The organism is Micrococcales bacterium, from assembly GCA_009784895.1.
Lineage (GTDB): Bacteria > Actinomycetota > Actinomycetes > Actinomycetales > WQXJ01 > WQXJ01.
Genome location: WQXJ01000004.1, coordinates 47,060 through 72,896 on the forward strand (window position 1 = coordinate 47,060; position 25,837 = coordinate 72,896).

The following is a 25,837-nucleotide window of genomic DNA, read 5'->3' on the forward strand; positions in this document are numbered from 1 at the left end:
ACCGGCGAGCCGCCTATCCCCCATTCCAAGGTGGCCGGGCCTGGGTTGCAGCTCAAGTCTGCGGCGACCCGGGCGTGGCTCGGCTTGCCGACATTGCGGCTGGTAAGGGCGCATTTGCCCGATGGCGTCGCTTGTCACTGCCGTTAATCTAAGGCAGCATTACCTTGTTACGGGGAAGGTCATGATCACACAGCTATTCACCGCCAATTGGCAAATCTGGCTCGAAAACGATCACCAGGGCGCGCTTCGCTTAGGCCGGGTTCTGCCCGCGCGGTCGTTGGGACAACTGACGTGACCCACCACCCCGGACCGTCCGTTAGTGCGGCTGTCCTGCTGCTGACCGAGCGCCTTGAGCCGCTAATACGCCGCAGGCTAGAACCGATGCTGGGCTCTGCGCCGTGGACTGATGCCCTGGTGGAGCTCGACCGGGTCAGGGGCTGTGAGCCGGTCACATTTGAAGCCAATGACCCGAAAGCCCAGCTGCGGCTGGTAACCGAACGGCTAGGCCAGCTGGGGTACCCGTTCGAACCCGACGATGGCCACGGGTCGGTAACCAATTCGGGCCTGGCCCTTCGAGTGACGGTTTGCCGTTTGGCTCAAGGCAGCCAGTTCACCGCACCCGAGGCTTGGCGGGCCTACGACCTGGTCCGCCAACTGCTCGACGCACTGGGCGATAGTGAAGGTGCCGTCGCGGCCTCGACCGGCCAGGCTGCCTTGGTCGAGTTGGCCAGCGAACAAGAGGGTCTGACCTTGGATGAGATCCGGGGGCCGGAACTAGTGAACCTGCCGGCCAAACCTCGGTCGAAAAGAAAGGAGCCAGACCAGCCCGTTGTGCCGGCATCGGAAGTCTGGGATCTCCCGTTTGACAGCCTCAAGCGGCTGATTGGCCGCCGCCGCCCTGCGTTCGAACCGTGGGTGGCGGTACCCGTTGGTCAACCAGATCAGCTTTCCCGAACCGACCAGCCAGCCGTCAGAGACCAAATTAGGGCTCTGGCCCTGGAAATCGCCAAGTTCGAAGGCCCCATTCACGTCCACCGGTTGGCCACCCTGATCGCTCACTCGTTCGGTGTGCCCCGCCTGTTCCCAAAGCGCTCGGTCGATATCACCGACCAGATCCTCCTGACCCAGGGCCTCGAGGTTGACGTAGACGACTTCATCTGGCCATTTGCCGTCGACCGGGTGGGCTGGCGCCAGTTCAGGCCCAATGATTCAACCGTCGACCGCCCGGCCTGGGCCATCAGCCCGGTTGAGATCGCCAATGCGGCCGAGTTTTGGCTGGAGCGATCGGTTGGAGGCAGCGACCTGGAAGGGACTATTCTGCGAACCTTTGGCCAACACCGAGCCAGTCGAGACAACCGCAGGCACATCCGCTTGAGCATCCAAGACCTGGCCCTGGCCCACGCCTGACCAGCCCCTTTACGCGAGTCCAGGCTTTCGCACCACCCCAGCCAACCGTCATCGGGCACCGCGTGGGCCGCCTCGACACTAGACTGGACTGACAACACAACCGCAGCCATTACCTGGATTGGCAGCAACCATCAGCCACTGTCAACCGCTTGAGGTTGTTGTCTTGGAGGGGGAGTCCCAAGATGCCAAGAACGCCCAGAATCACAGCGCTGTGGCCGTTGCTGGCGGCGGCCTTGATCGTGAGCTTGTCTGCCTGCTCGGGGCAGGATAATCCTCCCAAGGCGGGGGAAGGCCAGGATGCCGACTGGTCCGTCGTTTTCGATGCCTACACCTACGTTTTTCCGCTGGTGATGATGGATGCCACACGGGAGACCTCGACCAACACTGTGCAGGCGGACGCCGCCAGGGCTCCAATCAACCAGATCAGCCACAGCGACCAGCTTGTCGACGCGAGCTACAAGACGGTCGTCACCCCGAACGTGGACACCGTCTATTCCAAGGCCTGGCTCGACCTCAGCCAGACTGCAATGGTGTTCCACAAACCCGAGGCTGATCGTTTCTTGTCAGTGGAGCTGCTCGATGCCTACACCAATTCTGCGGCCATTTTGGGGACGGGTGGCGATACTCAAGAAGCGCGCACCTACGCCCTAGTTGGCCCCAGCTGGACCGGTTCGCTGCCGGACGATCTCACCCGCGTCGACCTCCCGACCGAAAGCGTGTTCATGGTGGTACGGACCCTGGTGAAAGGTGAGGCTGATCTGGTCAACGTGCGGGCGCTGCAAGACCAGATGTGGCTAATGCCTCTTGCTGACTACAGCAGCGGATTTGACACCTATCAGGCTCCCGATGGCGCCTATTCGGCCGAAAGTGACTTTGTCCCGGTCGAGCACGTGCTGTCACTTAGCCCTCAAGAGTTTTTCGACCGGGCCAACGCCCTGTTGGCTCTCAATCCGCCGCCCGGCCAGGACGAGGCAGCCTTGACCGCCATGGAGGGCATCGGCGTGGGCCCCGACCTTGCATTTGACGCGGTCGCACTGGGGAGTGACTACCAGGATCGGTGGCAGACGATGCTTGATGATGCTGCCGCACGCTGGATGGAACAGAGCCAGCAGTACAAGCAGCAATGGGGCGCTTGGGAGTTCTTTGGCGCACCAATTGCCGAGTTTGGCACGAGCTACGCCTTTAGAGCGCTGGTGGCCCTTGACGGCCTAGGCGCCAACCCGGTCTCGGTGGCTATCTACCCCATGGCCCCCACGGATGACGCTGGCGAGATCCTGGACGGTACGAACAACTATGTGGTCCATTTCGCGCCGGACCAGCTGCCGCCTGTTGAACAGTACGGCTTTTGGTCGGTCACCGCCTACGGCGAGGACGATTTCCTCATCGACAACGAGCTGGGCCGCTATTCCATCAACGACCGCAGTGAGTTTGTCCTGGGCGACGACGGCGCGCTGGACATACTTGTCCAAGCCGAAAGGCCATCAAACGAGGCCATGGTTGGCAACTGGCTTCCCGTCAAACAAGAGCAGTTCCACCTCTACCTCAGGATCTACCTCCCCGCTGAAGCCGCGCAAAACGGATCCTGGTCAGCCCCTTCCATCACGGTGTCAGGCTGATCCAGATACAGCCTGGCCAGCGTGACAATGATCCAGAATCAACCATTACGGCAGCTTAAGGTCGGTTGGCGAAGGCCCCTAACTGCACGCCATTGCCACCGGATGCGACCCACTGTGACCCTGATCTGGCGCGTCATCGGTTTCGGTTGTAAATGTCGCGGCGGTGGCCCACCGCGATCACTAGTACCACCAGAATGTCGTTTTCGATCTGATAGATGACCCTGTAGTCGCCGGTGCGCACGCGCCAGGCGCCTTTGACACCGGCCAGTTTGATCGCGCCGGGCGGGCGGGGCGCGGTGGCTAAAAGATCAATCGCCACCTGGACATGCCGACGAGCGGCTAGGTCGAGCTTGGCCAACTGTCGCTGAGCCCGACCGGTCAGCTTGACCCGGTAGTTCATTCCAGACCTAGATCAGCCTTGACCTGCTCCCATGGCACCGGATCCTCCCCGGCAGCCATTTCCTTGCGGGCGGCCTTGACCTGCTCCAGGTCCGCTTGGTCCTCCGCCGCCGCGATCAGGCGGTCTAAATCCGACGCGTCAATTACGGCCGCCACCCGGCGCCCTCGCCGGGTCAAGTAAACCGGCTCATGGTCCACCCGGGCAGCGTCAACCACATCAGCCAGCCTGGCCCGGGCGGCCGTTACCGTCATCTCGCTCACGCCCGCGAGTATAGCGCTGAAGCCGCGGTTTTGTACAGAACAGTACTTGCCCGATGTCGCGTGCCCGGCTCAGCCGGTCTCTCCCCCGGGTGTTGCGGGCGTAGTGACCCGGTAATCTCCTGTACGCGAACGCCAGGCTACTTTTCGCACCGGTCATCAAGCGCGTTGGACGGGCCCGGCGCGGTCCGGCCAAAACGCCAAGCGCCACCCAACACAAACCAGGTGCGGCTAGTCCGGGGCAATGGCCACCGAAACCTTGGCCTCGCCATCGATCGCGAAAGCGTTGACTTGGCCGCCCGGCCAGCGGATGCGTTGGGTCAGGGCAACGTCGTCGTCGACAAAGACTTCAATCAGGTCACCCTCTAAGACGACGTGGACGGTTGCCGAGCCGGAATCAGCTTCCGGCGACCTCTTCGCGCAGGCCAAGGCAGGCCCATCGACCTCACGGTAGCTTGAACCCGTCCCGGTCAGGTCTGCCCAAAAGTCGTCCAAAGGCTGGGGTTCCTGGGTTATCCGGACCAGGCGACGGCGGTTGTCAACCAGGATTCGGTACGCCGTTTCCCCCGTCACCAGGTCGATGCCAACGGCGGCGGCATCTACAGCCTCGAAAGTGGCCTTGATGACGGTATTTCGGGGCACTTCAGCTTGTGCCACAGCCCCACCAAACATGCCCGGGGCGCCCAGCTGGACCTCCAAGAACTGATCGAAAGCCGGGTCGCCGACAACTGGCCTGACACCCATCCACTGCCCAGATTCGTCCGGCCGAAGAACCCGGTTCAGGGCAAAGTCCCCGCCCCAGAGCCAGCGCGGCCCCGCCTCGGTGTTGACCCGGTCGTGGATCCAGCCAAAAAATGCCCGGCCGTGCTCGAAGGGAGCCGATTTCGCCGCGTACCAACGCCGCCCGCCGAGCTCCTCACGCAGGGGTGTGCGGAAAGGACCGCGAGGTGAGTCAGCGACTCGAAATACCGTGCCAGCCTGCTCGGAGAAGCGCGAATAGACCAGATACCACTTGTCGCCGAAAGGCCACAGCTCGGGGCATTCCGGACAGAAGGTTGTCCCCGGGGTGTAGAGCGGTTCTGTCTCCACCTCCCAGTGGATCAGGTCGTTGGATGTGGCCAAGGCCAAGGTGCCACCGTGCCACCGGCTCTGAACCATTGATGCCTCAGACACCCTGGTAGCAACCAACATGAACCAACACTCTTCCACCTGGTTGAAGAACACGTAGGGATCACGCCAATCAACCTGGCTGAACTGTGGTGGGGGGTACAGGATTGGGTTGTCCGGGTGCCGCTCGAAGTTGACCAGGTCGCGGCTTGTAGCCAGGGCGATTGTCTGCGGATTTGCCCGGTTGGTCGGATCGTGTGCGGTGTAGTACAGGTAGAAGATCCCGGCGTTTTCGACCACGGACCCGGTCCAGATTCCACCAGCGTCATACGTTCCCGGGCGGCCTGGAGCCAAGGCCGGTGCAAGCAGATCCCAGCTCTTCAGATCGGTCGACGCCATATGCTGCCAGGTGGTTGCGACCCGTTCTGGATAGTCCTGCGTGCCTGGTGGGGAGGAGAGGAAGAACAGGTGGACGCGACCATCGTGCGCAAACGGAATCGGGTCGCCCACCGCGGCGACTCCTGGGGGGCGTGCAATTCTCATCACGTGATCCTTTCGATCATTGGCAGGACGCGGGTGGCCAGGGACTGCCGGGCCACCACACGGACGGCGTTGGGCTGGTCAACCTGAGCCACCCAATTGGCGGCCGCCTCGGGTGTTTTGCCGAAGGCAATGTGCCGCCGCTCAAGCCAAGCCCGGCGCGAAGCGTCATTGGCCAAGCAGAACCAAGACTCCGCCAGCAGATCCCTGACTCTTGGCCACGGCTCCGCCTCATCGAGCAGGTAGTTGCCTTCCGCGATAATCAACCGGCAGCCGGGAACCACCGCGATCGCTCCCGCTACCGGTTGTTCGATTTCGCGGTCAAAGGCCGGCGCGTAGATGGTGTGATTGGTCTCTTCAAGGCAACGGCGTAGCAAGTTGAGGTAACCGAAACCATCGAAAGTCTCGATTGCGCCCTTTCGCTGCAGCCGGCCCAAACGCACCAATTCGACATCAGCCAGGTGGAAACCGTCCATGGGGACAACGCAACAAGGAAGGCCGGCAGCACAAAGGTCCGCGGCCATCGCGCGTGCCAGAGTTGTCTTGCCCGAGCCTGGAGCACCAACGATTCCCAAAACGGCGCGGCTTGTTCTTGGCAAGCCGGCGGCCCGGGCCAGCACTTCATTGGCCAACTCCACTCCCAAGAGCCCGGCGGTTTGACCTTCAGCGCCAGACATGATTTGCCGTCGCCTCAAGGTGAGCCTCAATGAAGGCGTGTGCGTGTTGCGCCAATGCGAAACCGTCATCCCACAGGTCGCGCCAAATCGCCAAATCAGTGGAAAGCCCCTTGGCCACAACAGTCGAGGAAAACGACTCAAAGGTGATTGGCCCCAAGTAGCTGACGCCACGCAGTGCGTGAAAGAAACCGGTGAAGTCAACATGCCCCGAGCCAAGGTGGCCACGGTGGTTTTCTCCAACGTGGACGTAGCCGAGGCGATCTCCAGCTGCCACGACAGGGGCCACAAAGTCGTCTTCCTCAATGTTCATGTGATAGGTGTCGAGGTGGAGGTAGACGCCGTCCTCTCCAATGGCGTCAATCAACCGCAAGGCTTGGGCGGCTGTGTTGACACAATTCGTTTCGTAGCGATTGCAGACCTCGATCCCCAGCGAGATTCCAAGCGTCTGGGCTTCTTGGGCCAGCTCCTTGATAACGGATGTGGCATTGGCGATTCCCCTGGCCGTAACTGGCCTAGGGTATTTGCCCAAGGCGCCGTACAAGGCCCCGGTGTACAGCGTCGCGCCCATTCCAGCCGCGGCCTGAATGGAGTCTCGCAACAGGCCGGCGCCACGCTCGACCACAGCCGGGTCGTCGCTTGATGGGTCAGCGTCAAAGGTGAGGCCCCGTGAGCAGACCAGTTGCAGGCCAGCCTGTTCCAGTTTGGCCTTGGTCCTGTCCGTGTCAAGACGGCCCAGATCATGGAGCGACAACTCGAGAATGTCATAGCCCGTGCCTTTTGCCCCAGAAATCGCCTCGTCAATTGACCCGTCACTGGTGTCACCTGCAAAGACGAGCGCGTGGATGCCAAGCTTGTTGGTCGGATTCATGTCTCTACCTGACGTTCGGCCGACCCGACGTCGAGCCTGTCAATCAACCGGCAAATCTCGGTCACCACCCGAGCACCGTCCACGCCATCCATGACCCTGGCTGGTGACCCTGCCGCCGCTCCTAGTATGGTGCGGCCGCGCTCTGGTCCATCGCAAGTGTCGATGGCCACGCGAACCTCACGCCATGAGCCGGTCGTTGGCTCGGCCGCCGCCATCATGGCCAGTGGGTCATAGAGCACACACCCGTGAGAGAGGTCAAACATGGGATGAGCCAAGTAGGTTCGGCAGACTTGGTGGAAGATCCGGCCCACTGGCCCTCGTTGCCCCACCATCTCGAGCTGGGCCGGCGTTAGGACCAGTCCGGTGTCCGGGTTCGTCACGTCCAAGCCGACATAGCTGACCGGAATGCCGCTTCTGAGAACGGTTTCGGCAGCCAGAGGATCGAAGTAGATGTTGCATTCGGCCTGATCGGTGATGTTGCCGCCACCGTAGCGCTGGTGCAGCCCGAAGGCACCCCCCATCGCCACAACGCCTGGGATAAGCTCAGCCAGACCTGGATCCTCAAGCAGCGCCGTTGCCAGGTTGGTTTGCGGGCCGATGGCGACAACGGTCACCTCGCCAGGGTTGTCTCTGATCACCTTTTTGATCAACTCGGCCGCTGGCCCATAATTCGGCGCTTTGGGCAGCGCCACCTCACCCTCGCGGCCCCTGGGTCCGCGGTAGGCCTCTACCAGTATTGGGCTGAGTTGGCCTGCCACCGGCTCCGAGCTGCCAAAAGCCACCGGAACATCCAGCCGATCTGCAGCCTGCAGAACAGCTAACGCTCCTCTGGCGGAGAGCTGCGGCGGACAATTACCAAAGGTCGTCGTCACCGCCAGCAGCTCCAGGTTCGGGTGGGCCAGAGCCAGCAGTAAGGCAATCGGGTCGTCGGCGTCAGTGCCGGGGATGCCTACTCCCGGATCGGTGTCAAGCAGGATCTTCATCAGTTCTCTCTAGGGTGTCTTGGGCTATTCCGCCCGAAAGCGAGACGGCTCCGGTCATGATGGCGACCGCGTCAGCTGATGTATGCGTTGTGGGCCGGATGATTCCGGCCAACTGTCCAAGTCGCAGGATCTGGATGCGGTCGGCAACATCAAACACATTGGGCATGTTGTGGCTGATCAGAATGATGCCCAGACCTGAATCCCGCAGTTGTTTGATGACCTCAAGCACCTGCGCGGTCTCGCGGACACCGAGTGCTGCAGTCGGTTCGTCCAGAACCACGACTCGGCTGCCAAAGGCCACCGCCCGGGCGATGGCTACTGCCTGGCGCTGGCCCCCCGAAAGCGTTTCGATCAGCTGGGTAATGTCTTGGATTGTCCGTATGCCTAGTGCCTTGACCTTCTGCTCGGCCAACCGGCGCATTTCCTTGTGGTCGAGTAGACGGAATACCGAACCCAACGGACCTTTGCGCCTTACCTCCCGGCTCAAAAACAGGTTCGTCGCGATGTCCAACCCAGGCGCCAGAGGAAGCGTCTGGTAGACAGTCTCAATGCCCATGTCTCGGGCGTCTTGCGGCCGCCGTAGGTGGACGATGCTTCCGTCTAACTTGATGGTGCCGACATCGGCGCTTTCCGCGCCCGTGATGCACTTGATAAGAGTCGACTTGCCAGCCCCGTTGTCGCCGATGATGGCCAGCACTTCACCTGGGAAGAGATCCAGGTCAACGCCGTCAAGAGCAACAACCGGCCCATAGGTTTTGACCATACCCCTAGCGCTGAGAATTGCCTCGCTCATCTCGACTCCCTGCTGTCGCCTCGGATCCATTGGTCCAATGCCACCGCTCCGAGAATCAGTAGGCCCACCGCCAGCGTCTGGTACAGCACATCGAGCCGGGCCAATGACAAGCCATTCCTAAAGACGCCAACCGTCACGGCTCCCAGCAATGTCCCCGAGAGCCGGCCTCGGCCCCCGAAAAGACTGGTCCCGCCTATCACCACGGCCGTGATGGAATCGAGGTTGACATCTACAGCGGTCGAAGTGGTGGCGGCGTTGTTTCGACCGATCAGGATCCAGGCCGATAGCACTACCAGAAAACCGGCCACAACGTAAACGCTTAGAAGCACCCGTTTGGTTCGCACGCCAGTCAGTCTGGCGGCGGTTTCGTCACTGCCAACGGCGTAAACACGTCGACCCCAGGCGGTGTTGTTGAGAACAAAGGCCATGACTAGGTACATCGACAGCATCAAAGCCACGCCGGTGGTGAACTGGAACGGTCCAATGGCGAATGCGTTTGAGGTCCAGGTCAAGAAGGAACCAAGGTTTTCGCCTTGGATCGACCTGCCGTGCGACATCAGCAGGGCCAACGCGGTGAACACGCTGAGGGTGCCGAGGGTGGTAATGAACGGTGGCAGCCTGATGTAGGCGACCAGGGCGCCGTTGGCCAGCCCGGCGGCGATGCCGACAAGCGCGCCGCCCAGAAAGGCCACAGGGCTCGGTAGCCCCGCCTCCCCGGCCAGCGCGCCCATCGCCATCGATACAAACACCATTAGGGCCCCCACCGACAAGTCGATACCTGCTGTGAGAATGACAAGCGTCTGGCCCACCGCCAGGGCGCCTATTACGGCGACCTGCTGCAGGATCAGCGAAAGGTTGCTTGGCAACAAGAACCTGTCGCTGACCAGACCAAACACCACCGTCGTGATGACCAACACCGCTAGCGGACTGATTTGCGGGTAACGATGAAGCAGCCGTCGCAGTCGCTGCATCAGAGTCAGCGGACGCTGCCGATACACCTCGGCCGCGGTTAGTTCCGCCAACTCCGGCTCAGCCATTGGCCTTTCCCCTCACAAATCAGACCGGATTGGTCAGTAGCAGGATGCTAGACCTTCAGCAACGGAAATTGATTCGACGCCAGGCTGCGGCTGGTCGGTAACCAGCGTGATGCCAGTGTTAATGAAATCGGCTCCGGCCGGAGTCACAGGTTTTTCGCCCGTTTTGGCGAAGTTGACCACGGCTTCAACGCCCATTGAACCCATTTTGCTTGGGTACTGCTGCGCGTCGGCGCCAAAGATTCCATCCGCCACACCCTTGATGCCGTCACATGACCCATTGATTGAGACCACGATGGCCGAGGTGTTGCCTGCTGCCTTCAGCGCCTGGTAGGCGCCAAGCGCTGCAGGTTCATTCGGCGTGTAGACAACATTGATGTTCGGGTTCAAAGAGAGGCACTTTTCCATTGCTGTGCGACCGCCATCTTCGGCGCCATCGGTCGCTTCATTGCAGACAATCTCGTAGTCCCCGCCAGAGTAGGTGCCTGTCTGGTCCTCGTCGGCGTTCTTGTTGGGATCCTTGACGTCAATGCCCATCCCTTCAACAAAGCCTTGATCGCGCTCGTAGTCGATGCCAACGACCTTGTCTGCAAAGAGGTCCAGCAAGGCGATGGTGGCCTTCTCGCCGTCGAGTTTGGCGGCAGTCCATTGGCCAATCAGCTTGCCCGCCAGTCGGTTGTCGGAGGCAAAGGTTGCCGAGACCAGGTCCGGCGGTGTGGTCGGAGTATCAACCGCCATCACAATCAATCCGGCGTCTTGGGCCTTGGAGATGGCATCGTTGACGGCCGGGCCGTTGTTGGCAATAAGAATGCCGGTGTCTCCGCGGGTGATGGCATCTTCGATTGCCCGGATTTGACCGTCGGCGTCAGTCTGGTCACGACCGGAGGCAAGGGTGATTTCTGCACCCAGCTCTTCGGCTTTGGCTTTGGCGCCGTCCATCATGGCAACCCAGAATGGGTCATTTGGGTCTTTCGTGATTAGTGTGATCTGAATTGTCTCGCCCTTGTCACCGGCGGGGGCAGAGGCGTCTGTGCCTCCATCACCGGAACACGCGGCCAGGCCCAGTGCCAACGCCGCTACTAGACCGAGCGTCGCCATTTGCTTAGAGCTTGTCTTTGTAGGCAGAGTCATTGTCGCTCCTTATGTTGGTGCTAGCACAGGATTGTGCTTACGACACAGGCTAGCCAGGTTATGACTTTGGGAACAAGGGTTATGCTTTTTGATAGCATATCCCCGTGGATAGGCCAACACCCCAGGTGGGGTCATCACCCGCCACCTGGCTGAGAACAACCCCAGGCGAGCTCCTCGACATCATTCGGCACGAAGACCGGCCCATCACCAAGCTTGAACTGGCCAAGCGGACAGGGCTTTCTCGCAGCGCAGTGACCCAACGTGTTTCTTCGCTGCTCAACGCGGGATTGGTGATACCAACCAGACACCTCGCTGAAGACACCGGCGGGCGACCGGCCGAACGCTACGCCGTAAATCCGAATTGGGGCGTCTCCCTTATTGCCGACACAGGCGCCACGGGCATGCGCACCGCCGTCTGCGACTTGTCGGGGCACCTGCTCAATGAACACTTCGACTGGATTGACATCACCCAAGGACCGGATGCCATTCTCGGAGCCATTTCGAAGCGCTTCAGTTCGCATCTGGTCAGCCGAAGGCTTTCTCCCGGTCACGTTAGAGGCATAGGCATCAGCGTCCCAGGCCCGGTCGATGCCCGAACCGGCCGAGTTGTCAGTCCACCGATTATGACCGGATGGCATGACTACGACATTCCAGGCTTTTTTTCCGCCCAATTTGACTGCCCGGTCACAGTCGAAAAGGACACCAACGCAATGGTCTACGGGGCTTTTCGATCGTCAACTGCCGCGGAACAGAACATGGTCTTCGTCAAGGTCGGCACCGGGATTGGCGCCGGGCTGATGCTCTCAGGTCGGCTCTATCGCGGAGCCGATGGCGCCGCTGGTGACGTCGGTCATACCCGCCTTGACTCAGCCGGCGAGGTAGCGCCGGCATGCCGCTGCAACAACCTCGGCTGCGTCGAAGCCTACGCCGGAGGCTGGGCCATACTACGCGACCTGCAGGCGGCTGGGGTTGAGGTCTACACCATCGATGAATTGGTCAAAGCCGTCCATGAGGGCAACGCTGAAGCCCGAGCCATGGTCCTAGAATCCGCCAGCATCATCGGCACGGCAGTCGCGCACCTGGTCAACATGGCTAACCCAAGGGCCGTTGTTCTTGGTGGGCAACTGGTTGGCCTGGGCGATCTTGTCCTCGCGACGGTCCGCGAGCAGGTCTACAGGCTTTCGTTGCCCTTGGCGACTCGTAACCTCACGATCACAACCTGCGAACTACCTAACCCCGGGGTACTGGGCCTGGCGGCCCTGGTCTCGGACCTCGTGCTTGGGCCAGATAACGTCGACCGCCTTTTGGCTGACCGGCGTGGCTGAACCAGACCAAACCAACCCCGGCCTAACACGCCCAGGCCAAGCACGCCATCGGGCACCTCACAAAACAAGCCATAGCTAGATAGGGAGACAGATCACATGGCAGGGAGACTACAAGGCAAGGCTGTTTTGATCACGGGCTCGGCCACAGGCATCGGGGCTGCCGTTGCTAAGAGGATGGCCAAGGAAGGCGCCCAGCTCATGCTGGGGTACCACAACACGCCCAATGACGGGCTGGTGGCCGAGATTAGAGCCAGCGGCGGGGTTGCCGATCGGGTTCGGATCGACGCCACAAACGAGGAAGACTGCCGGGCCGGAGTGGCTGCGACCCTCGAAGAATACGGTCGGTTGGACGTGGCTTTCAACAACCACGGTGTCTTGCCCCGGGGCGGTTTGCTACATGAATGTCCTACTGAGGAGTTCGACTGGACCATCGCCGCTAATCTCAAAGGCGTGTTCTTGATGATGAAACACGAGGTACCGGCGATGCTGGCGTCCGGCGGCGGTTCGATCATCAACACCGCCTCGTTGGTTGGCATCACGGCCGATCCAATGACTACGCCGTATGTGGCTGCGAAACATGGCGTGGTTGGCCTGACCAAGGGCGCCGCCCTGGACTACGCCCAACAGGGCATTAGGGTGAACGCCATCGCGCCAGGCTTGACCGAAACGGCCATGGCCAGACCCATCATGAATGAAGCCGGCTTCAGCGAGGCCATCAAGACCAGGAACCCGATGGGTCGGATTTCTCAGCCGGATGAGCAGGTTGGAATGGTCATCTACCTGGCCTCAAACGAATCGACCTTTACCACCGGCCAGACCTTTCTAGTCGACGGTGGGCAAGCGGCCCACTAGGCCAAGAAAGGCTCGACAACATACTTGCCCGATGTCGCGTGCCCGGCTCAGCCGGTCTCTCCCCCGGGTGTTGCGGGCGTAAGCGGAGTGCTGCCTCGAACCACCAGCGCGGAGGCAAAGCGCACGTCGCGCGGCGGCAATGAAGGATCTTCGATTCGCTCGAGTAGCAGCCTGGCTCCAACCGACGCCATTTCGCGGCTCGGTTGACGAACTGTGGTCAGGCTGAAGCTGGGCCACGACGCCATGGCGATGTCGTCATAGCCAACGATCCAGCATTGATGGGCCGGTACGCCCATCTCTTGCCGGGCGTCAAGGGCACCAAGCGCCATGAAGTCATTGGCACAAAAGATGGCCCGGGGGTGTGGGGATCGAGACAGCAGTCGCCTTGTAGCCTGTTCGGTCCGGTCGTGGGAAAAGCCTCCGGCCACCCGCAAATGCTCTGGCACCGGATACCCCAGATGGGCCATGCGCTGGAGAAACCCTTTTTGACGGTCCCGCGAGGTGGCGGCCTGTTCGTCGCCACTGATGAAGGCAACGTCGGTGCGACCGTTTTCGAGGAAGAAGTCCGCCACCGACGCCCCGCCGTCAGCGTTGTCGCTCGAAACTCGGTCGCATTCGACGCCTTCGACAATGCGGTTGATCAGCACGATTGGCCGGCGGACATCACTAGCTGCTCGCAGCTCACTGGAGTCTCCGGTGGCCGTGGCAAAGACCACCCCGTCGACGGCGGCCTCTCCAATGGCCTTGATGGCGTCCTTGTTTCCCGTCTTGCCAGAGTTCCAAACCACGACCCGGAAACCGGCCGCGTCCAGGGATCGGGTCAGTTCGTCGAGCACTTCCGGGTAAAACGGATTGGCCAGGTCCGCCACGACGACTCCAATGGTCCGGGTCCGGCGCGTTTTCATGGCCTTTGCCCCAGCGTGAGGGACGTAGCGAAGCTGTTCCATAGCAGCCATCACACGGGCGCGCGTGGCTGGAGAGACCTCTGAGTTTGCGGTCATCGCCCGGGAGACCGTCGCCTGAGACACGCCCGCAAGCCGAGCCACGTCTCGACTCGTCACCATTGCCTCATCCTCACTTCACTAGAACTAGCTTTCGGGGGGCTAGTGAACCGGTGACTGCCACCAGTATTCTAGGCGACCGGTCCAGGGCGGCGCCGGTGCCAGGATGTACCGGCTTGGTAGCCTTTGGCGACTTTGAGCAGGCCGGCCTCGCAGTGCCTCTTTCCGATCAGTTGAATTCCGGCTGGAAGGCCGTCCTGGTCAAAGCCACAAGGCACAGAAATGGCCGGCAGTCCGGCGGCGCTGGCGTAGGCGGAGTAACGCAGCGCCGCCGCAATCATCGTTTCGCTTACGCCGGACCTCAAAGTGACCGATGTTTCGCCTATTCGTGGCGCCACAAAACCAACCGTGGGCGTCAGAATCGCGTCGACCTGGGTCAAGGCACTGGCAAACGATCTGGCCAGGATTTGCCGTGTCTGCTGGGCTTGTAGGTATTCCAGTGAGGAAATGGTTTGCCCGGCGTAGATCAGGGTGCGGATGTCCTGGCCATATTTGGCAGCATTGGTGTTGATCCAGCCGGCGTGAACCACGCTTGGTTCAGCCAGGTCAACGAGCATCAAGGCGGCGTGGGCGACATCGATCCCAGGAATTGAGACCTCGACAATCTGCGCCCCAAGTCGCATCAGATCGTCTTGGGCGGCCTCGAACAGCTCCAGGACACCCGCCTCTAGCGCCTCCATGTCAAGCCCGGCCACAACTCCCAGCCTGACACCAGCCAGTGGCTGGGCCTTTTTGAGGTCCAGGCCAAACTCATGCCGGTGGCTCCCGCCGGACAAAGCTTCGTAGACCAAGGAGACATCCTCAGCGGTTCTGGCCAGTGGCCCGCAAGTGTCCAGCGTCCAAGCCAATGGCAAGACCCCATCATTGCTAACCGCCCCGACGGAAGGCCTCAGCCCAACAAGGCCGTTCAGGGCCGCCGGAACTCGGACTGATCCGCCTGTGTCGGAACCCAGCGCTACGAGGCAAAGCCCCGATGCCACGGCCGCGGCCGAACCGCCACTCGAACCACCGGCATAGCGTTCTCGGTCCCAGGCGTTGCGAACAGGACCCCGCCAGTGGCTTTCACTGGTCAATCCGTGAGCGAATTCGTGCATTGCCAGAGTCAGGGTCGGGATGGCACCGCAGCTGCGCATTAGACGTACCACCGCGGCATCGTCCGGAGCGATACGACCCTCGAGCACCCGGCTACCGGCCACGGTTTCAACGCCAGCGACATCCATGTTTTCCTTTACGCCAAAGGGAATGCCGTGCAGTGGGTGGAGACCAGGAGTCTTAGCTCGTTGCGCGTCGGCCTGAGCAGCCGCCTGCAAAGCTGACTCTTCCAGGCACCGCACCACAGAGTTGGTCGAGTCATGTTTGGCGGCCAAGACCATGTCTTCGACCAACTCGACCGAGCTGACCTGACCATCTCTCAGGGCCTGGGCGGTCGCGCTAATCGAGTCGTAGGCATTGCTCATGGCTGCCCTGGTTCCTCAAACAGGCCAGTTACGGCAAACGGGGCGGTCGCGTGATGGCCGGCGACAAACGAGCTCACCCGCTGGGCGTGTTGGACCAGTTCTTCGACGATCCCCAGGGCCTGGTCTTGTTCGGCTTGGGCAATGCCGAGCCGGCTGAGCCGGTCGACAGCTTGTTTTCTAGTGTCGCCTTGAGTCATCGCAAGCCCAAGTATTCCTGCTGCATGGCCTCGTTGGCGCGAAGCTCCGCCGGTGGGCCGGAATGGACAATCCGTCCAGAGTCCATCACGAACAGCCGGCCAACAATGCTGGTAACAAAGTCAAAGTTCTGTTCCACCAAGAGCACAGAAATCCCTTGGTCCGAGGCGAGGTCAGCAATGATTTCGCCAATTTGCTGGACAATTGTCGGTTGAATGCCTTCCGAAGGCTCGTCCAGCAGGAGCAGTTTGGGCTTGGACACCAGGGCCCGGGCAATGGCCAGGATCTGCTGCTGGCCGCCGGACAGTTCGCCGCCCGGTTGGTCTTTCTTTTCGTTCAGCATTTCGAAATTGGCTAGAACCTCGTTGACCACGACGCTCGGTTTGGCCACGCCCGCTCCGTGGCAGGCCACTTTGATGTTGTCTTGGACCGACATGCCGGCGAAGATCTGGCGGCCCTGCGGCACATAGGCAATGCCCCGCCTGGCTCGCCGGTGGGTGCGCTCGTTGGTGATTTCTTGGCCGTCGAAGGTGATGGTGCCGGACTTGACCGGCAGCAGACCCATGATGGTCTTAAGCGCAGTTGACTTACCGACACCGTTTCTGCCCAGAAGGCCAGCAATCTCGCCTGGTTTAACCTCAAGGCTGCAATTGTCTAACACCATGGTCCGCTTGTAGCCCGAGGTTACTTGGGAGACCTTCAGCATGGCTCAGCTCCTCCCCAGGTACACCCGTTGCACCTGCTCATTGTCGCGCAGCTCCTCCAGCGTGCCGGTAACGAGCAATTCGCCCTGGTGGAGCACCGAAATGGGGGCATCGAGCTGGCGGACGAACTCCATGTCGTGGTCCACCACAATGACCGGAATGTGCTGGGCGACCTTTCGCACCATTTCCGCCACCCGAGACGATTCGACTTTGCCCATGCCGGCCGCCGGTTCGTCCAAGAATAGGGTTCTGGGCTGCTGAGCCAACGCCATGGCGATATCCAGCCACTGCTGGTCGCCGTGGGCGACGTTTTCTACTGGCGCGGCCGCTCCAAACTCGTCATAGCCGAGCCAGGCCAAAACGCTGGCCGTGACGTGATCCGCCTCGGCGACGCTATTGGCGGTGGCTTGAGCGGCGATCCAAACGTTTTCTCTGACCGACAGCTCCGGGAACAAGCTTGGCACCTGTGACTTGATGGATATGCCGTGGCGGACTCGCCACGAGGCGTCTCGGTTGGACACTGATGTGCCGTTGACGGTGACGCTGCCACCGGTCAGCGTGTGGGTACCAACCAGGGCATGAAAGAAAGTTGACTTGCCGGCCCCGTTTGGGCCGATCAAACAGTAGGCGCCCACTGGGCCAAACTTGGCTGACACATCCCTGACGGCATTTACCCCGCCGAACGATTTCTTGACGTGAACGGCCTCGAGCACAAGACCGTTAGATAGCCGCAGCGAGTCCAGCAGCTCTGCCATATCTTTCCCGGATGACTTTGACGGCTCGCCGGCGCCAGGCGTTTGCTGCTTTTTGGTCAGGCGTGACCTAAGCCAGCCCAGCCCGGCGCCAATCGCGGGCGCGATGCCCTTAGGCAGGGTCAGCACAATCACAATCAGGATCAGGCCAAGCACTAAAGGTGTGTAGGTACTCCCAGTGGACGCGATTTTGTTGGTGACCTGCTGGATCAAGAAAACGCCAACAAAAGCGCCAACCACCGAGGACTTGCCGCCAGCCACCACCCAAACGGCCAAAAGCGTTGCCATTTGCAGGCCAAATGCGGTCGGGTCGACAAAGTTGCCCCAGGCCGCGTACAGGCCTCCAGCCAAACCGGCCATGCCGCCACTTATGACCAGGGCCAGTAGTTTTTGCCGCGGCACCCGAATCCCAAGTAGCGCGGCTCGAGACTCGTTGACCCGGATCGCCGCGAGCTTCCGCCCAAAGGCGGTTTGGCGCAGCATCACGATGACAAGTGCCACGATCACTGCCACTACCCCAACCAAGACGAAGTAGTCCCTGCCAAAAAAGGTGAAAGAGAGGTCTTTGTTTAGGCCCAGGTTCAGCGACGGGATGCCGATCATGCCGTTGAAGCCGCCCAGATGGGCTTTGCCAATGGTGTACTTGGCATCAGCCGTCGAGGACATGAAGGTGTAGAAGACCAGTGAGACCGCCAAGGTGGCGATGGCGACATAGACATCTGAGACGTTGCCGTAGAACAGGAAATAGCCGATCAGTGCAGCCAAGAGACCGCCGGCAATGACTCCGGCCAGCAAAGCCGTACCTGTCTCCCCCGTCACCGAGACCAGGTTCAGTGAGACCACCCCGTAGGTGTAGGCACCCAAACCAAAGAACGCCACCTGGGCGAACGAGAAGACCCCGCCATGCCCCCAGACCCAGACAAAGCTGAGCGCCAAAATGGAGAAGACCAGCCATTGCGACCACTGCCGCATCTGGAAGTCGCTGCCCAGGAAACTCAAGGCCACCACCGCCACAATGGTGCCGGCGGTACCCCACCAGTGGCTGCGGCCCGCAAAGGCGCGCGATAGGAGTTTTCCTGGCCCAGGCGAGGCCATTGGCGGCCGTTTCTCGACGGTTTCGACGGGGCTCATAGCCTCTTCCCAAGCTTTCCGGAGATGCCGGTGGGCAAGAAACGCAGGGCAATGATCGCCGCGAACAAAAGGGCCGCGATGCCCGCCATCGGACCTGACCACTGCGCCACCAGGCGCTCGATCGCGCCCAAACCCGAGGCCGAAAGCGACACGCCGGTGATAACTCCAGGCCCGCCAACCACAACCGTCATGAAGGCCCGGGCAATGTAAACCGTGCCCATAGTGGCGGCGATGGCGACGACCGGCGACAAAAGTGCCCCGCCGGCCCCCGCCAACGCACTGCCAAATCCGAAGGTGAACATATTGACATTTGAGATGTTGATGCCCAGGCTCGAGGCCATTTCGGGCCGCTCGGTGGCCGCCCGCGCCATCAACCCGACTCGGGTCCGGGTGAACACCATCCAGGCCAGCACTAGCAGGCCGGCCGCTCCGACTATCAACACCAGGCGGTAGTTGGCGATCGAATAGCTGCCGATCGTCATTTTGCCCAGTGGCGTGGCGATGCCCTCCGGGCTGGTCCCCCAGATCAGCAGCGCTACCTGGGTCAGGACCAGGCTCAGCCCAAAAGTGGCCAGGATTGTCACTTCGGTCCGGCCGTAGAAGCGCCTGATGAGCGCCCTTTCCACGACTACTCCAAGTAGTCCGGTGCCTAGGCTCGCCAGGATCATCGAGATCCACAGCGGGATCCCCAGCCTGACTCCGGTCAACGTGAAGAACGCCCCTAGCATGAGGAACTCGCCGTGTGCGAAGTTGATCACCTTCATCATGCCGAAAATCACGGCCAGGCCCAACGAGATCAAAACCAGCGTTGCAATTCCCGTCGCAATCCCCAGAAGGAGGATGACAACCTCATCAATGCCCATCAGGCGCCCGCCCTTTCTACTACGGCGTGAACTGCTCGTTTATGTCCGGGTTATTGACCAGGTCGCAAACCTCCATTTCGAATGCGGGTTCAACCGCGTTTTCGGTGGCCACGACCTCGAAACCGCCTTCCGCGGTGGTCAGGCCAATGGAGATGTTCTGGATGACGTGGTGGCTGCCTGGATCGAGCTTGACGTCCCCGGCCGGGCCGGTTGCGGTGACGCCACTTTGAAGAGCCTCAATGACAGCCTCTCGTTCGGTGGTCCCAGCTTTTTCAACTCCGGCGGCCCAGAGCATGACGCTGTTCCAAACCAGGGCGGCGGTGGCGGGAATGGCTGCGTGGTCTTCGCCATACTTGGCCACCCACTTGGCCAAGAACTCTTGGTTCTCAGGGGTGTCCATTGTCTCGAAATAGTTGTAGGCGGCGCTGATGTTCCTGGCCTCTTCGGGGCTGAGGATGTCGGTCTCTCCGCTAAGCCCAAAGGTGGTCGATGCGATATGCATCTTGTCATTCAGCCCAGCAGCCGCAAATCCCCTGTAGAAGGCGATGTGGTTGGTGCCAACCAGGTAGCTCAGAACCAGGTCTGGCTTCAAGGTTTGGAGCTCGTCGATCACTGTCTCGAAACTCGACGACTCGACCGGCACGAAGGCCTGCCCAACCACCTCGGCGCCGGCATCTTCGGCATACTTCTTGCCCCACAGGGCAGAGATTTGGCCAAAGTTGTAGTCGGCTCCAACGATGTAAACCCGCTTGCCGTAGTTCTCCATGGCCCACGGCACCAGGGCGGCCGAGGTTTGCGATGGCACCACTCCGGCGGCGAAGGTGTTGATGTCGCAGACCCCACCTTCATACAGCTCGGGATAGAAGTAGAGCGTCTTGTTCTGGCTAAAGATTGGGCGGATCGCCTCCCGTGATGCACTAGAAATGCCGGCAATCACGACGTCTGGCTTGTCCTGGAGGGCCAACTGATTGGCGTACTGCGCGTACTTCGACTGATCCGATTGCGAGTCGTAGAACTTCAGTTCGACTTGCCGGCCCAGCAGTCCCCCATTGTTGTTGACCTCGTCAATCGCCAGGTTCAACGCGTCAAGCATGGCCTGGCCTTGGATGTTCTGAACACCTGTGACATCGAAGATGCTGCCAATGACGATTGGTCCGTCGCCACCTCCATCGCCTGTTCCGCCGTCTCCGCTAGAACAGGCTGTGACACCGCCAACCATGCCTATGACGGCGGCGGTGGCGATGGTCCATTTCTTCCACGTATGTCGAGCGATCATCTTGTTCCCCTTGTCTTCCTCATTGAACGGGTACTGGGCGAAACTGGTCAAATCCAGGTTCGCCCTCAGAGATGCGTCCACCCGCACATCACCCGTATACGTATACACCATCAGCGCGACTTGCCGCCACCAATTCCGGGAATTTGATTCCGATCCGTTACCCAGCCGCGTCCCCAGCTGCCCGGCCATCGCCCAAGGAGCGGGCGGCATCGGGCAAAAATACCAGGCTGCGAGGCCAACCCGCTTGCCAACCAGGAGATGCCCTGCCGGCCGCCGGCTCACGCTTTGACCCTAGCGACCGAGCCTCATTTCGTGTATACGTATACGTACGCGGTTGGCATAACGGCTCATCGCTGCCGAGGGTTGTTCGATGCCGAGCAGCCCACCCACCCAAGGAGGAAAGCATGCAGAGGATTCTCAAGGCAGAGGCTCGGCCCGAGGCTTCGCGCGAAAACCTGGAAGCAGTCAGCAAGACTGTGGCGGCGGTGATCAGTGACATCCGCACCCGTGGAGACGAGGCGGTCAGGCAGTACTCTCAGCAGTTCGACAATTGGGCCCCGGAGGCTTTCGCTTTGTCAAGCCAGCAGATTGCGGACGTCGTCAAGACCGTCCCGCAGCAGACTCTGGCGGACATCGAGGCTGCTCAAGCCAATATTCGAGCTTTCGCCGAACACCAGCTCGCCTCCCTGAGTGACTTTGAGGTTGAGACCATGCCGGGGGTGTTCTTGGGGCAAAAGTCAATTCCGGTTCGCCGGGCCGGCGCCTACATCCCAGGTGGCCGCTATCCCCTCCTGGCCTCCGCCCACATGACCATCGTGACGGCCAAAGTGGCCGGTGTGGACCATGTCATTGCCTGCACTCCGCCGAATCAGGGCGAAATCCCGGCCGCCACGGTGGCGGCCATGCATATGGCCGGTGCCGATCAGATTCTGCTGCTGGGAGGGGTCCAAGCGATCACAGCCATGGCCCTGGGCACCGAGACAATTGGCAAAGTTGACCTGATCTCTGGCCCCGGCAACGCCTATGTGGCCGAGGCCAAGCGGCAACTGTATGGCGAGGTCGGCATCGACCTGTTTGCGGGCCCAACCGAGATTCTGATCGTGGCAGATGACCAGGCCGACCCGTTCTTTGTGGCGGTCGACCTGCTGAGCCAAGCAGAGCACGGACCTGACTCGCCGGCCGTGCTCATTACAACTTCCGAGCCCTTGGGTCGGCAGGTCATTGATCAGGTCGATGCGCTCCTGCCAACCATGCCGACAAGGGACTTTGCCCAAACCTCATGGGAGACCTACGGCCAGGTCATCGTGGTCGACTCGCTGGATGAGGCCTATCAGCTGGCGGATGAGTTCGCCTCAGAACACGTCGAGATCCTGACCGAGCGCCCGCGCGAGGCCCTTGAAGCGATGCGCTGCTACGGTGCGCTCTTCTTGGGGGCGGGCACCTGTGTCTCCTACGGCGACAAGGTCATTGGCACCAACCACACCCTGCCGACCCGGGGCGCCGCCAATTACACCGGCGGGCTTTGGGTGGGCAACTACCTCAAAACCGTGACCTACCAGGAGATCACTAATCCGAACTCAAGTGCAGAAGTGGGCCGGTTTTGCGGGCGCGCCGCCAGGGCCGAGTTTGCCGAAGGCCACGCCCGTTCTGGCGATATCCGGGCTGCCCGGTTCGGTGGCGACCCGCTGCCGTGGGCCCCGGAGGTCTAATCCGGTAGCGGGCTGGGCAGGACAGCCTGACGTCCGATGCCGCGCTCCCGGCTCGGTCTTCCTCGCGGCCTGGGCGTTGTGTACGCAACTACCATTTGCGCTACAATGGCCGCATGGTGAGCGTGACACGTCAGGTTTCGACCCGGGAACTTAGGGCCGGCGTCTCGGAGGTGATTGGCCGGGTCATGTACGGCTATGAGCGGATCGGCATCACCCGCAACGGCAAGCTTGCCGCGGTGATGATCTCGGTCGAAGACCTTGAGGACCTCGAAGCAGCCGAGGCCTATATGGACGCCTACGACGTGGCCGAGATCGAAAAGGCCAAGGCCGAGGACGACGGTGTCACCTACTCGTTCGAAGAAGTGCTTGCCAGGCTTGAGGCCGATCAAGCCACCAACCACACGGACCAGTAGGCACGGCATTCGCGCGGGTCGCGCACCGAGTTGAGGCTTACTTCGACTGAAGACCCGCAGCCCCACATCCGGCTTCCAAAGGCGGCGGGCCCCGCCTTGGGCAAAACGCAAGCCCGGGATTCATCATGGTAACTGAGTTGTGTCAATTGTCCTTGTGCCTTGAGGCGATGGGGGTCTCAGACAAGCAAGCCATCGGTCGTTGGGGAAGCACAATTCTGGCAGGTACCAGGCGCCTCCCGCGTGGCTGGATAGCTGCCGCAGCTCAAGTGGTGGCAGTTCCAACCTGCCAGGCCTGGACTCAGCTGTTGACATTGCGGCCCGGACTGCGGCAGCAGCAGCCTGGTTAGACCGTTGGCGGGCCCATGGTCGCAACCACCTGCCCGGAGGCGAGCATTGGGCGCCCGCCAACCGGACGCTTGCGGCAAGACTTCCTAGGCATGCTGACCTAGCAGAAGATGTGGTCTGGGCCACGGGAGGAATCACCCGCTTGATGAACCAGCCCAGAGACCCTGACTCGGATTGCGTTCTGGTAGCCTGAGGCGCGCAGAAAGGTGGGACTTGAGCCGTTATCGCGGCGGTCGGCGCGCACACCGATTTGGCGAGGCGCTTACCCTGCGTCCCGCGCCGTCCGCTGTCCAAGGAGCACCTTTTCCCATGGGTATCAAGTCAAAACAGAGTCCGTCAGGAATGACAAATGTGCGCGTCAAGTGCCCCAACTGCGGCCGGGAGTCGTACGTGGACCCAAACTACAACCAGGTCGGTGGCTACGACTGCTTGTTCTGCGGAAAGCGCCTCGGCTAGCGAGACCTCCAGTTTCCGGGTTATGCCCAGCGCTTATGCCGCGGCACGACGCGAGTGGCTCAACGCCTTTCGCTTTGGGGCCGCTACCCCGCGCTGATGCCTGCGGGTGCCCGGGCGGGTTGACCGGGGCATGCCGCCTGACGTTTTCGATTGTTGCAGCCGTTCCCTTTGAGTCGGTTGGACACGTTGCGGCACGCTACGGCTCGTCTGCAACAGCATAATCTGCAACCTGACCGGCCGGAGACGTGCGGACTGATCGACCAGGCCACTGGACTGCCATTAGACCGCAAGTAGGCCACTTTCACCCGGTCGAGGGTCGGGCGTCACCACGTTGCCACCAACTCTTGGCCTGTTGTCGACTCGACCGGCACCTAGTGAACCCCCTCAAAACTGGCGACCCGGGTCCGGTTGAACTCGCAGGTCAACACCGAGAAACAAGCCGACACAACCGGAACGATGAGAGTCGGGCCATCGGAGCTCACCCGTTGAACAAATCCACGGGCCACATAATTCCGGTGGTCGCCCCTAGCGTCAATCACATTGGCGCATTACGCCCGCCACAAAGCCACTGGATCAGCGGACCAGAACCGCTGATTGGTTCATTGCTACCACCACAACCACTGCCCACACAACAGCCACTACCACACCAACGTAACCCAAGACCGTCCCAGCAATGGACATGGCCCGGTTGCTGGCCGCACCCTTGCGGCAAGCGTGCTGCCCCATATGGCCGAGCAACACTGCCGCAATTGGGGCAAAAACAGGAAGAAAAGTAATGCCGGCCAGGCCGCAAACTAGGGCGGCGATCCCCAGGCCATTCCTGGAACCGACGGGCCACCCGGTGCCCTCGGCGACGTGGCCTAATGCATGGCCAGCAGGCCGCAGAGCCTGGCCAACCACCTGCGCCCCGGTGGTGGCGCGGTTTTCCAAACCCACGGGAGCTTTCGTCGGGCCGGGAATTGTCGCTCGGATCCTTGACAAATGGGCATCCGGGTTCGCCAGGACCACTTTGAGCAGCTCCAGCAAGCCTCGCCCCTTGCTGTGTGTCCGAGTCAGCGTCAGATTCTTCCGGTGCCCGAGCCCGCCCGCACCAAGGTAATTGGAGTAGCACTTGTTGCTACCGTTCCCCCACCAATCTGCAGCGTGGAAGTCAAAATGCATTGTGATTTCGCCAAGTGATGATAGCGGTACGTCTCTCGAGCCTCCCCACCTGCCCTCAACAAACCAGGGACGCACACACCCCTCCCGGTAGTAGTGCGTTTTCGCCTCGATGGCGAAGTCGCCCTCAGGAGTAATGCCGACCGTGAACAGAGTCTCTTCTTTCTCCGCTAGCTCGACCTGCTCGTCACCCGATGCCGTCCTTGACCAGAACACTTTCAGCGGCAGCCAGGTTGGGTCAGCCCTTTTCAGCTGTATCTGCTTCGCCAATTGAACGATCTCGTCTTTGACCGAACAAGGTTCGTCCAGGTAGGCATTCAAAGCATCACCAGCAATTGCACCAGGTGCAGTCGCGCCAGCGCCGAGGCATGCCACGCAAGCCACTCGCCCATGTATGGCCTCCAGACTGCCGGAGCCACCGCAATAATCGCAGGTGAAGCCGGGTTTGCCGGTCACGTTGTCGACTCCGAGGTGCAGACCGCGAGGACGGACTTGGAAGAATAGTCGACCCGCTGAGCTGTTGGCGAGGGGACGACCGTGGCGACTCTGTCTGCAGGACTGGGCGGCTTCGCTGCAACGGACCCAGGCGGTGGCCGCATGCTTGTCGCCTCCTCTGGCCCGTCGTGATGAAAGGTCGTCGCGAACGAGACTACCTGGGCGATGCCAAAAACGAAGCGGTTCTGCCGGCGCCGTGTTGGCATAATGGTCGAAAACGGTGGCTCTCGCGACTGCCGAAACGACCCGAACAATGACTTGCCCAAGGTCTCCACTCAAACGGCGATGGGCCAGCGTTTCCCTGCCCCTAGGTCCTTAGCTTTTGGCTCGACAAAGCGCATGCGGCGTGGGTGTACTGACCCTGTGGGGTTGACCCGTAAGTCCAGACACTGATTTAGCTAGGTTCCTGCTGGGGGCCTTGCTGGGAGGATGTATCTTATGGGGTCTTCGAAGCGTAGGACGTTTACACCGGAGTATCGGGCTGAGGCGGCCAGATTGGTGATCGACACTGGCCGTCCGGTTTCGCATGTGGCTCGCGAGATTGGGGTCCACTACACGTTGCTGGGCCGGTGGGTGGCGGCTGAACGCAAGCGGTCCGAGCCGGCTGGTGGCCTACCAACCGGAGCCGATCTGAACCCTTGGGTACCAGGTCAAGCCGGCCGCCGAGCGGTACAGCCACAGCTTGCCAGTCTTGTCCCGGGCGACAATATCTGGCCTGCCGTCGCCATCAATGTCGACCCCTGTGGCCATGTGCATGGTGGACCAGCTGCTGCCGATCTGGACCTTGGGGGCAAAGAAGCCATTGCCCTGGCCGGCGTAGAACCACAAGATA

The 25,837-nt window shown here is 61.2% G+C and carries 25 protein-coding genes and 1 pseudogene; 8 read left to right on the forward strand and 18 right to left on the reverse strand.

Annotated elements, in window-relative coordinates; all coding sequences use genetic code 11:
- The first annotated feature begins 291 nt into the window (after positions 1 to 291).
- Both FWD29_01470 and FWD29_01475 read left to right on the forward strand, forming a co-directional pair.
- Positions 292 to 1,407, forward strand: coding sequence for a hypothetical protein (locus FWD29_01470; protein MCL2802614.1), 1,116 nt, complete (start codon positions 292 to 294; stop codon positions 1,405 to 1,407).
- A gap of 182 nt (positions 1,408 to 1,589) precedes the next feature.
- Positions 1,590 to 3,023, forward strand: a complete 1,434-nt coding sequence (locus tag FWD29_01475) for a DUF1254 domain-containing protein (protein ID MCL2802615.1) — start codon at positions 1,590 to 1,592, stop codon at positions 3,021 to 3,023.
- Positions 3,024 to 3,156: 133 nt separating this feature from the next.
- Here FWD29_01475 and FWD29_01480 read toward each other — a convergent pair whose 3' ends face one another.
- The 9 genes from FWD29_01480 to FWD29_01520 all read right to left on the reverse strand — a co-directional run bounded on the left by FWD29_01480 (position 3,157) and on the right by FWD29_01520 (position 10,813).
- The gene (locus FWD29_01480) at positions 3,157 to 3,423 is read right to left on the reverse strand and encodes a type II toxin-antitoxin system RelE/ParE family toxin (GenBank protein MCL2802616.1); all 267 of its coding nucleotides are present in this window, start codon (positions 3,421 to 3,423) and stop codon (positions 3,157 to 3,159) included.
- Positions 3,420 to 3,674 (reverse strand): type II toxin-antitoxin system Phd/YefM family antitoxin, encoded by a 255-nt coding sequence (locus FWD29_01485; protein ID MCL2802617.1) that lies wholly within the window; start codon positions 3,672 to 3,674, stop codon positions 3,420 to 3,422. The genes FWD29_01480 and FWD29_01485 overlap by 4 nt, the downstream gene beginning before the upstream one ends.
- Positions 3,675 to 3,911: 237 nt before the next feature.
- Positions 3,912 to 5,330, reverse strand: a complete 1,419-nt coding sequence (locus FWD29_01490) for a hypothetical protein (protein MCL2802618.1) — start codon at positions 5,328 to 5,330, stop codon at positions 3,912 to 3,914.
- Positions 5,330 to 6,004, reverse strand: a complete 675-nt coding sequence (locus tag FWD29_01495) for a nucleoside/nucleotide kinase family protein (GenBank protein ID MCL2802619.1) — start codon at positions 6,002 to 6,004, stop codon at positions 5,330 to 5,332. Before FWD29_01495 ends, FWD29_01490 begins: the two co-directional genes overlap by 1 nt.
- The gene (locus FWD29_01500) at positions 5,991 to 6,872 is read right to left on the reverse strand and encodes a sugar phosphate isomerase/epimerase (protein ID MCL2802620.1); all 882 of its coding nucleotides are present in this window, start codon (positions 6,870 to 6,872) and stop codon (positions 5,991 to 5,993) included. Before FWD29_01500 ends, FWD29_01495 begins: the two co-directional genes overlap by 14 nt.
- Positions 6,869 to 7,855: a nucleoside hydrolase gene (locus FWD29_01505; protein ID MCL2802621.1), complete on the reverse strand. Its 987-nt coding sequence runs from the start codon at positions 7,853 to 7,855 to the stop codon at positions 6,869 to 6,871. Before FWD29_01505 ends, FWD29_01500 begins: the two co-directional genes overlap by 4 nt.
- Positions 7,839 to 8,648 (reverse strand): ATP-binding cassette domain-containing protein, encoded by an 810-nt coding sequence (locus FWD29_01510; protein MCL2802622.1) that lies wholly within the window; start codon positions 8,646 to 8,648, stop codon positions 7,839 to 7,841. The genes FWD29_01505 and FWD29_01510 overlap by 17 nt, the downstream gene beginning before the upstream one ends.
- Positions 8,645 to 9,685: an ABC transporter permease gene (locus FWD29_01515; protein MCL2802623.1), complete on the reverse strand. Its 1,041-nt coding sequence runs from the start codon at positions 9,683 to 9,685 to the stop codon at positions 8,645 to 8,647. The genes FWD29_01510 and FWD29_01515 overlap by 4 nt, the downstream gene beginning before the upstream one ends.
- Before the next feature lie 33 nt (positions 9,686 to 9,718).
- The gene (locus FWD29_01520; protein MCL2802624.1) at positions 9,719 to 10,813 is read right to left on the reverse strand and encodes a substrate-binding domain-containing protein; all 1,095 of its coding nucleotides are present in this window, start codon (positions 10,811 to 10,813) and stop codon (positions 9,719 to 9,721) included.
- A 104-nt stretch (positions 10,814 to 10,917) separates the two neighbouring features.
- Here FWD29_01520 and FWD29_01525 point away from each other — a divergent pair, with 104 nt between their 5' ends.
- A complete protein-coding gene (locus tag FWD29_01525; GenBank protein MCL2802625.1) occupies positions 10,918 to 12,138 on the forward strand; it encodes an ROK family transcriptional regulator in 1,221 nt (406 codons plus the stop codon).
- A 96-nt stretch (positions 12,139 to 12,234) separates the two neighbouring features.
- Complete coding sequence (locus tag FWD29_01530; GenBank protein ID MCL2802626.1) at positions 12,235 to 12,990, forward strand: SDR family oxidoreductase; 756 nt, start codon at positions 12,235 to 12,237, stop codon at positions 12,988 to 12,990.
- 47 nt (positions 12,991 to 13,037) lie between these two features.
- Here FWD29_01530 and FWD29_01535 read toward each other — a convergent pair whose 3' ends face one another.
- From FWD29_01535 to FWD29_01565, 7 genes are all read right to left on the reverse strand, one after another.
- On the reverse strand, positions 13,038 to 14,054 hold the full coding sequence (locus FWD29_01535; protein MCL2802627.1) for a LacI family transcriptional regulator: 1,017 nt from the start codon (positions 14,052 to 14,054) through the stop codon (positions 13,038 to 13,040).
- Between the two features lie 68 nt (positions 14,055 to 14,122).
- A complete protein-coding gene (locus FWD29_01540; GenBank protein MCL2802628.1) occupies positions 14,123 to 15,508 on the reverse strand; it encodes an amidase in 1,386 nt (461 codons plus the stop codon).
- A complete protein-coding gene (locus FWD29_01545; protein ID MCL2802629.1) occupies positions 15,505 to 15,705 on the reverse strand; it encodes a hypothetical protein in 201 nt (66 codons plus the stop codon). Before FWD29_01545 ends, FWD29_01540 begins: the two co-directional genes overlap by 4 nt.
- Entirely contained in the window at positions 15,702 to 16,409 is a 708-nt protein-coding gene (locus tag FWD29_01550; GenBank protein ID MCL2802630.1) for an ABC transporter ATP-binding protein, read from the reverse strand. Before FWD29_01550 ends, FWD29_01545 begins: the two co-directional genes overlap by 4 nt.
- A 3-nt stretch (positions 16,410 to 16,412) precedes the next feature.
- Positions 16,413 to 18,290, reverse strand: coding sequence for an ATP-binding cassette domain-containing protein (locus FWD29_01555; GenBank protein ID MCL2802631.1), 1,878 nt, complete (start codon positions 18,288 to 18,290; stop codon positions 16,413 to 16,415).
- Complete coding sequence (locus FWD29_01560; GenBank protein ID MCL2802632.1) at positions 18,287 to 19,153, reverse strand: hypothetical protein; 867 nt, start codon at positions 19,151 to 19,153, stop codon at positions 18,287 to 18,289. Before FWD29_01560 ends, FWD29_01555 begins: the two co-directional genes overlap by 4 nt.
- 19 nt (positions 19,154 to 19,172) lie before the next feature.
- The gene (locus tag FWD29_01565) at positions 19,173 to 20,516 is read right to left on the reverse strand and encodes a transporter substrate-binding protein (protein ID MCL2802633.1); all 1,344 of its coding nucleotides are present in this window, start codon (positions 20,514 to 20,516) and stop codon (positions 19,173 to 19,175) included.
- Positions 20,517 to 20,833: 317 nt separating this feature from the next.
- On the opposite strand from FWD29_01565, the gene hisD reads away from it, so the two are divergent.
- From hisD to FWD29_01580, 3 genes are all read left to right on the forward strand, one after another.
- Positions 20,834 to 22,138, forward strand: coding sequence for a histidinol dehydrogenase (hisD, locus tag FWD29_01570; protein MCL2802634.1), 1,305 nt, complete (start codon positions 20,834 to 20,836; stop codon positions 22,136 to 22,138).
- A 113-nt stretch (positions 22,139 to 22,251) separates the two neighbouring features.
- Positions 22,252 to 22,551, forward strand: a complete 300-nt coding sequence (locus FWD29_01575) for a type II toxin-antitoxin system Phd/YefM family antitoxin (GenBank protein ID MCL2802635.1) — start codon at positions 22,252 to 22,254, stop codon at positions 22,549 to 22,551.
- 760 nt (positions 22,552 to 23,311) lie between these two features.
- Entirely contained in the window at positions 23,312 to 23,449 is a 138-nt protein-coding gene (locus FWD29_01580) for a hypothetical protein (GenBank protein ID MCL2802636.1), read from the forward strand.
- Positions 23,450 to 23,925: 476 nt separating this feature from the next.
- On the opposite strand, the gene FWD29_01585 is transcribed toward FWD29_01580, so the two are convergent.
- Complete coding sequence (locus FWD29_01585) at positions 23,926 to 24,780, reverse strand: DUF4190 domain-containing protein (GenBank protein ID MCL2802637.1); 855 nt, start codon at positions 24,778 to 24,780, stop codon at positions 23,926 to 23,928.
- A 663-nt stretch (positions 24,781 to 25,443) separates the two neighbouring features.
- On the opposite strand from FWD29_01585, the pseudogene FWD29_01590 reads away from it, so the two are divergent.
- Positions 25,444 to 25,554: pseudogene (locus tag FWD29_01590) on the forward strand (transposase).
- Between the two features lie 63 nt (positions 25,555 to 25,617).
- Here FWD29_01590 and FWD29_01595 read toward each other — a convergent pair.
- Positions 25,618 to 25,837 (reverse strand): VCBS repeat-containing protein (locus FWD29_01595; protein ID MCL2802638.1); only part of this gene is annotated, 220 nt, incomplete at its 5' end.

What these genes read in the sequence shown, in the direction of transcription:
- FWD29_01475 (MCL2802615.1), top strand. Translation starts at nt 1,590, where the DNA reads ATGCCAAGAACGCCCAGAATCACAGCGCTGTGGCCGTTGCTGGCGGCG.
- FWD29_01480 (MCL2802616.1), bottom strand. Translation starts at nt 3,423, where the DNA reads ATGAACTACCGGGTCAAGCTGACCGGTCGGGCTCAGCGACAGTTGGCC.
- FWD29_01485 (MCL2802617.1), bottom strand. Translation starts at nt 3,674, where the DNA reads ATGACGGTAACGGCCGCCCGGGCCAGGCTGGCTGATGTGGTTGACGCT.
- FWD29_01490 (MCL2802618.1), bottom strand. Translation starts at nt 5,330, where the DNA reads ATGAGAATTGCACGCCCCCCAGGAGTCGCCGCGGTGGGCGACCCGATT.
- FWD29_01495 (MCL2802619.1), bottom strand. Translation starts at nt 6,004, where the DNA reads ATGTCTGGCGCTGAAGGTCAAACCGCCGGGCTCTTGGGAGTGGAGTTG.
- FWD29_01500 (MCL2802620.1), bottom strand. Translation starts at nt 6,872, where the DNA reads ATGAATCCGACCAACAAGCTTGGCATCCACGCGCTCGTCTTTGCAGGT.
- FWD29_01505 (MCL2802621.1), bottom strand. Translation starts at nt 7,855, where the DNA reads ATGAAGATCCTGCTTGACACCGATCCGGGAGTAGGCATCCCCGGCACT.
- FWD29_01510 (MCL2802622.1), bottom strand. Translation starts at nt 8,648, where the DNA reads ATGAGCGAGGCAATTCTCAGCGCTAGGGGTATGGTCAAAACCTATGGG.
- FWD29_01515 (MCL2802623.1), bottom strand. Translation starts at nt 9,685, where the DNA reads ATGGCTGAGCCGGAGTTGGCGGAACTAACCGCGGCCGAGGTGTATCGG.
- FWD29_01520 (MCL2802624.1), bottom strand. Translation starts at nt 10,813, where the DNA reads ATGACTCTGCCTACAAAGACAAGCTCTAAGCAAATGGCGACGCTCGGT.
- FWD29_01530 (MCL2802626.1), top strand. Translation starts at nt 12,235, where the DNA reads ATGGCAGGGAGACTACAAGGCAAGGCTGTTTTGATCACGGGCTCGGCC.
- FWD29_01535 (MCL2802627.1), bottom strand. Translation starts at nt 14,054, where the DNA reads ATGGTGACGAGTCGAGACGTGGCTCGGCTTGCGGGCGTGTCTCAGGCG.
- FWD29_01540 (MCL2802628.1), bottom strand. Translation starts at nt 15,508, where the DNA reads ATGAGCAATGCCTACGACTCGATTAGCGCGACCGCCCAGGCCCTGAGA.
- FWD29_01545 (MCL2802629.1), bottom strand. Translation starts at nt 15,705, where the DNA reads ATGACTCAAGGCGACACTAGAAAACAAGCTGTCGACCGGCTCAGCCGG.
- FWD29_01550 (MCL2802630.1), bottom strand. Translation starts at nt 16,409, where the DNA reads ATGCTGAAGGTCTCCCAAGTAACCTCGGGCTACAAGCGGACCATGGTG.
- FWD29_01555 (MCL2802631.1), bottom strand. Translation starts at nt 18,290, where the DNA reads ATGAGCCCCGTCGAAACCGTCGAGAAACGGCCGCCAATGGCCTCGCCT.
- FWD29_01560 (MCL2802632.1), bottom strand. Translation starts at nt 19,153, where the DNA reads ATGGGCATTGATGAGGTTGTCATCCTCCTTCTGGGGATTGCGACGGGA.
- hisD (MCL2802634.1), top strand. Translation starts at nt 20,834, where the DNA reads ATGCAGAGGATTCTCAAGGCAGAGGCTCGGCCCGAGGCTTCGCGCGAA.
- FWD29_01575 (MCL2802635.1), top strand. Translation starts at nt 22,252, where the DNA reads ATGGTGAGCGTGACACGTCAGGTTTCGACCCGGGAACTTAGGGCCGGC.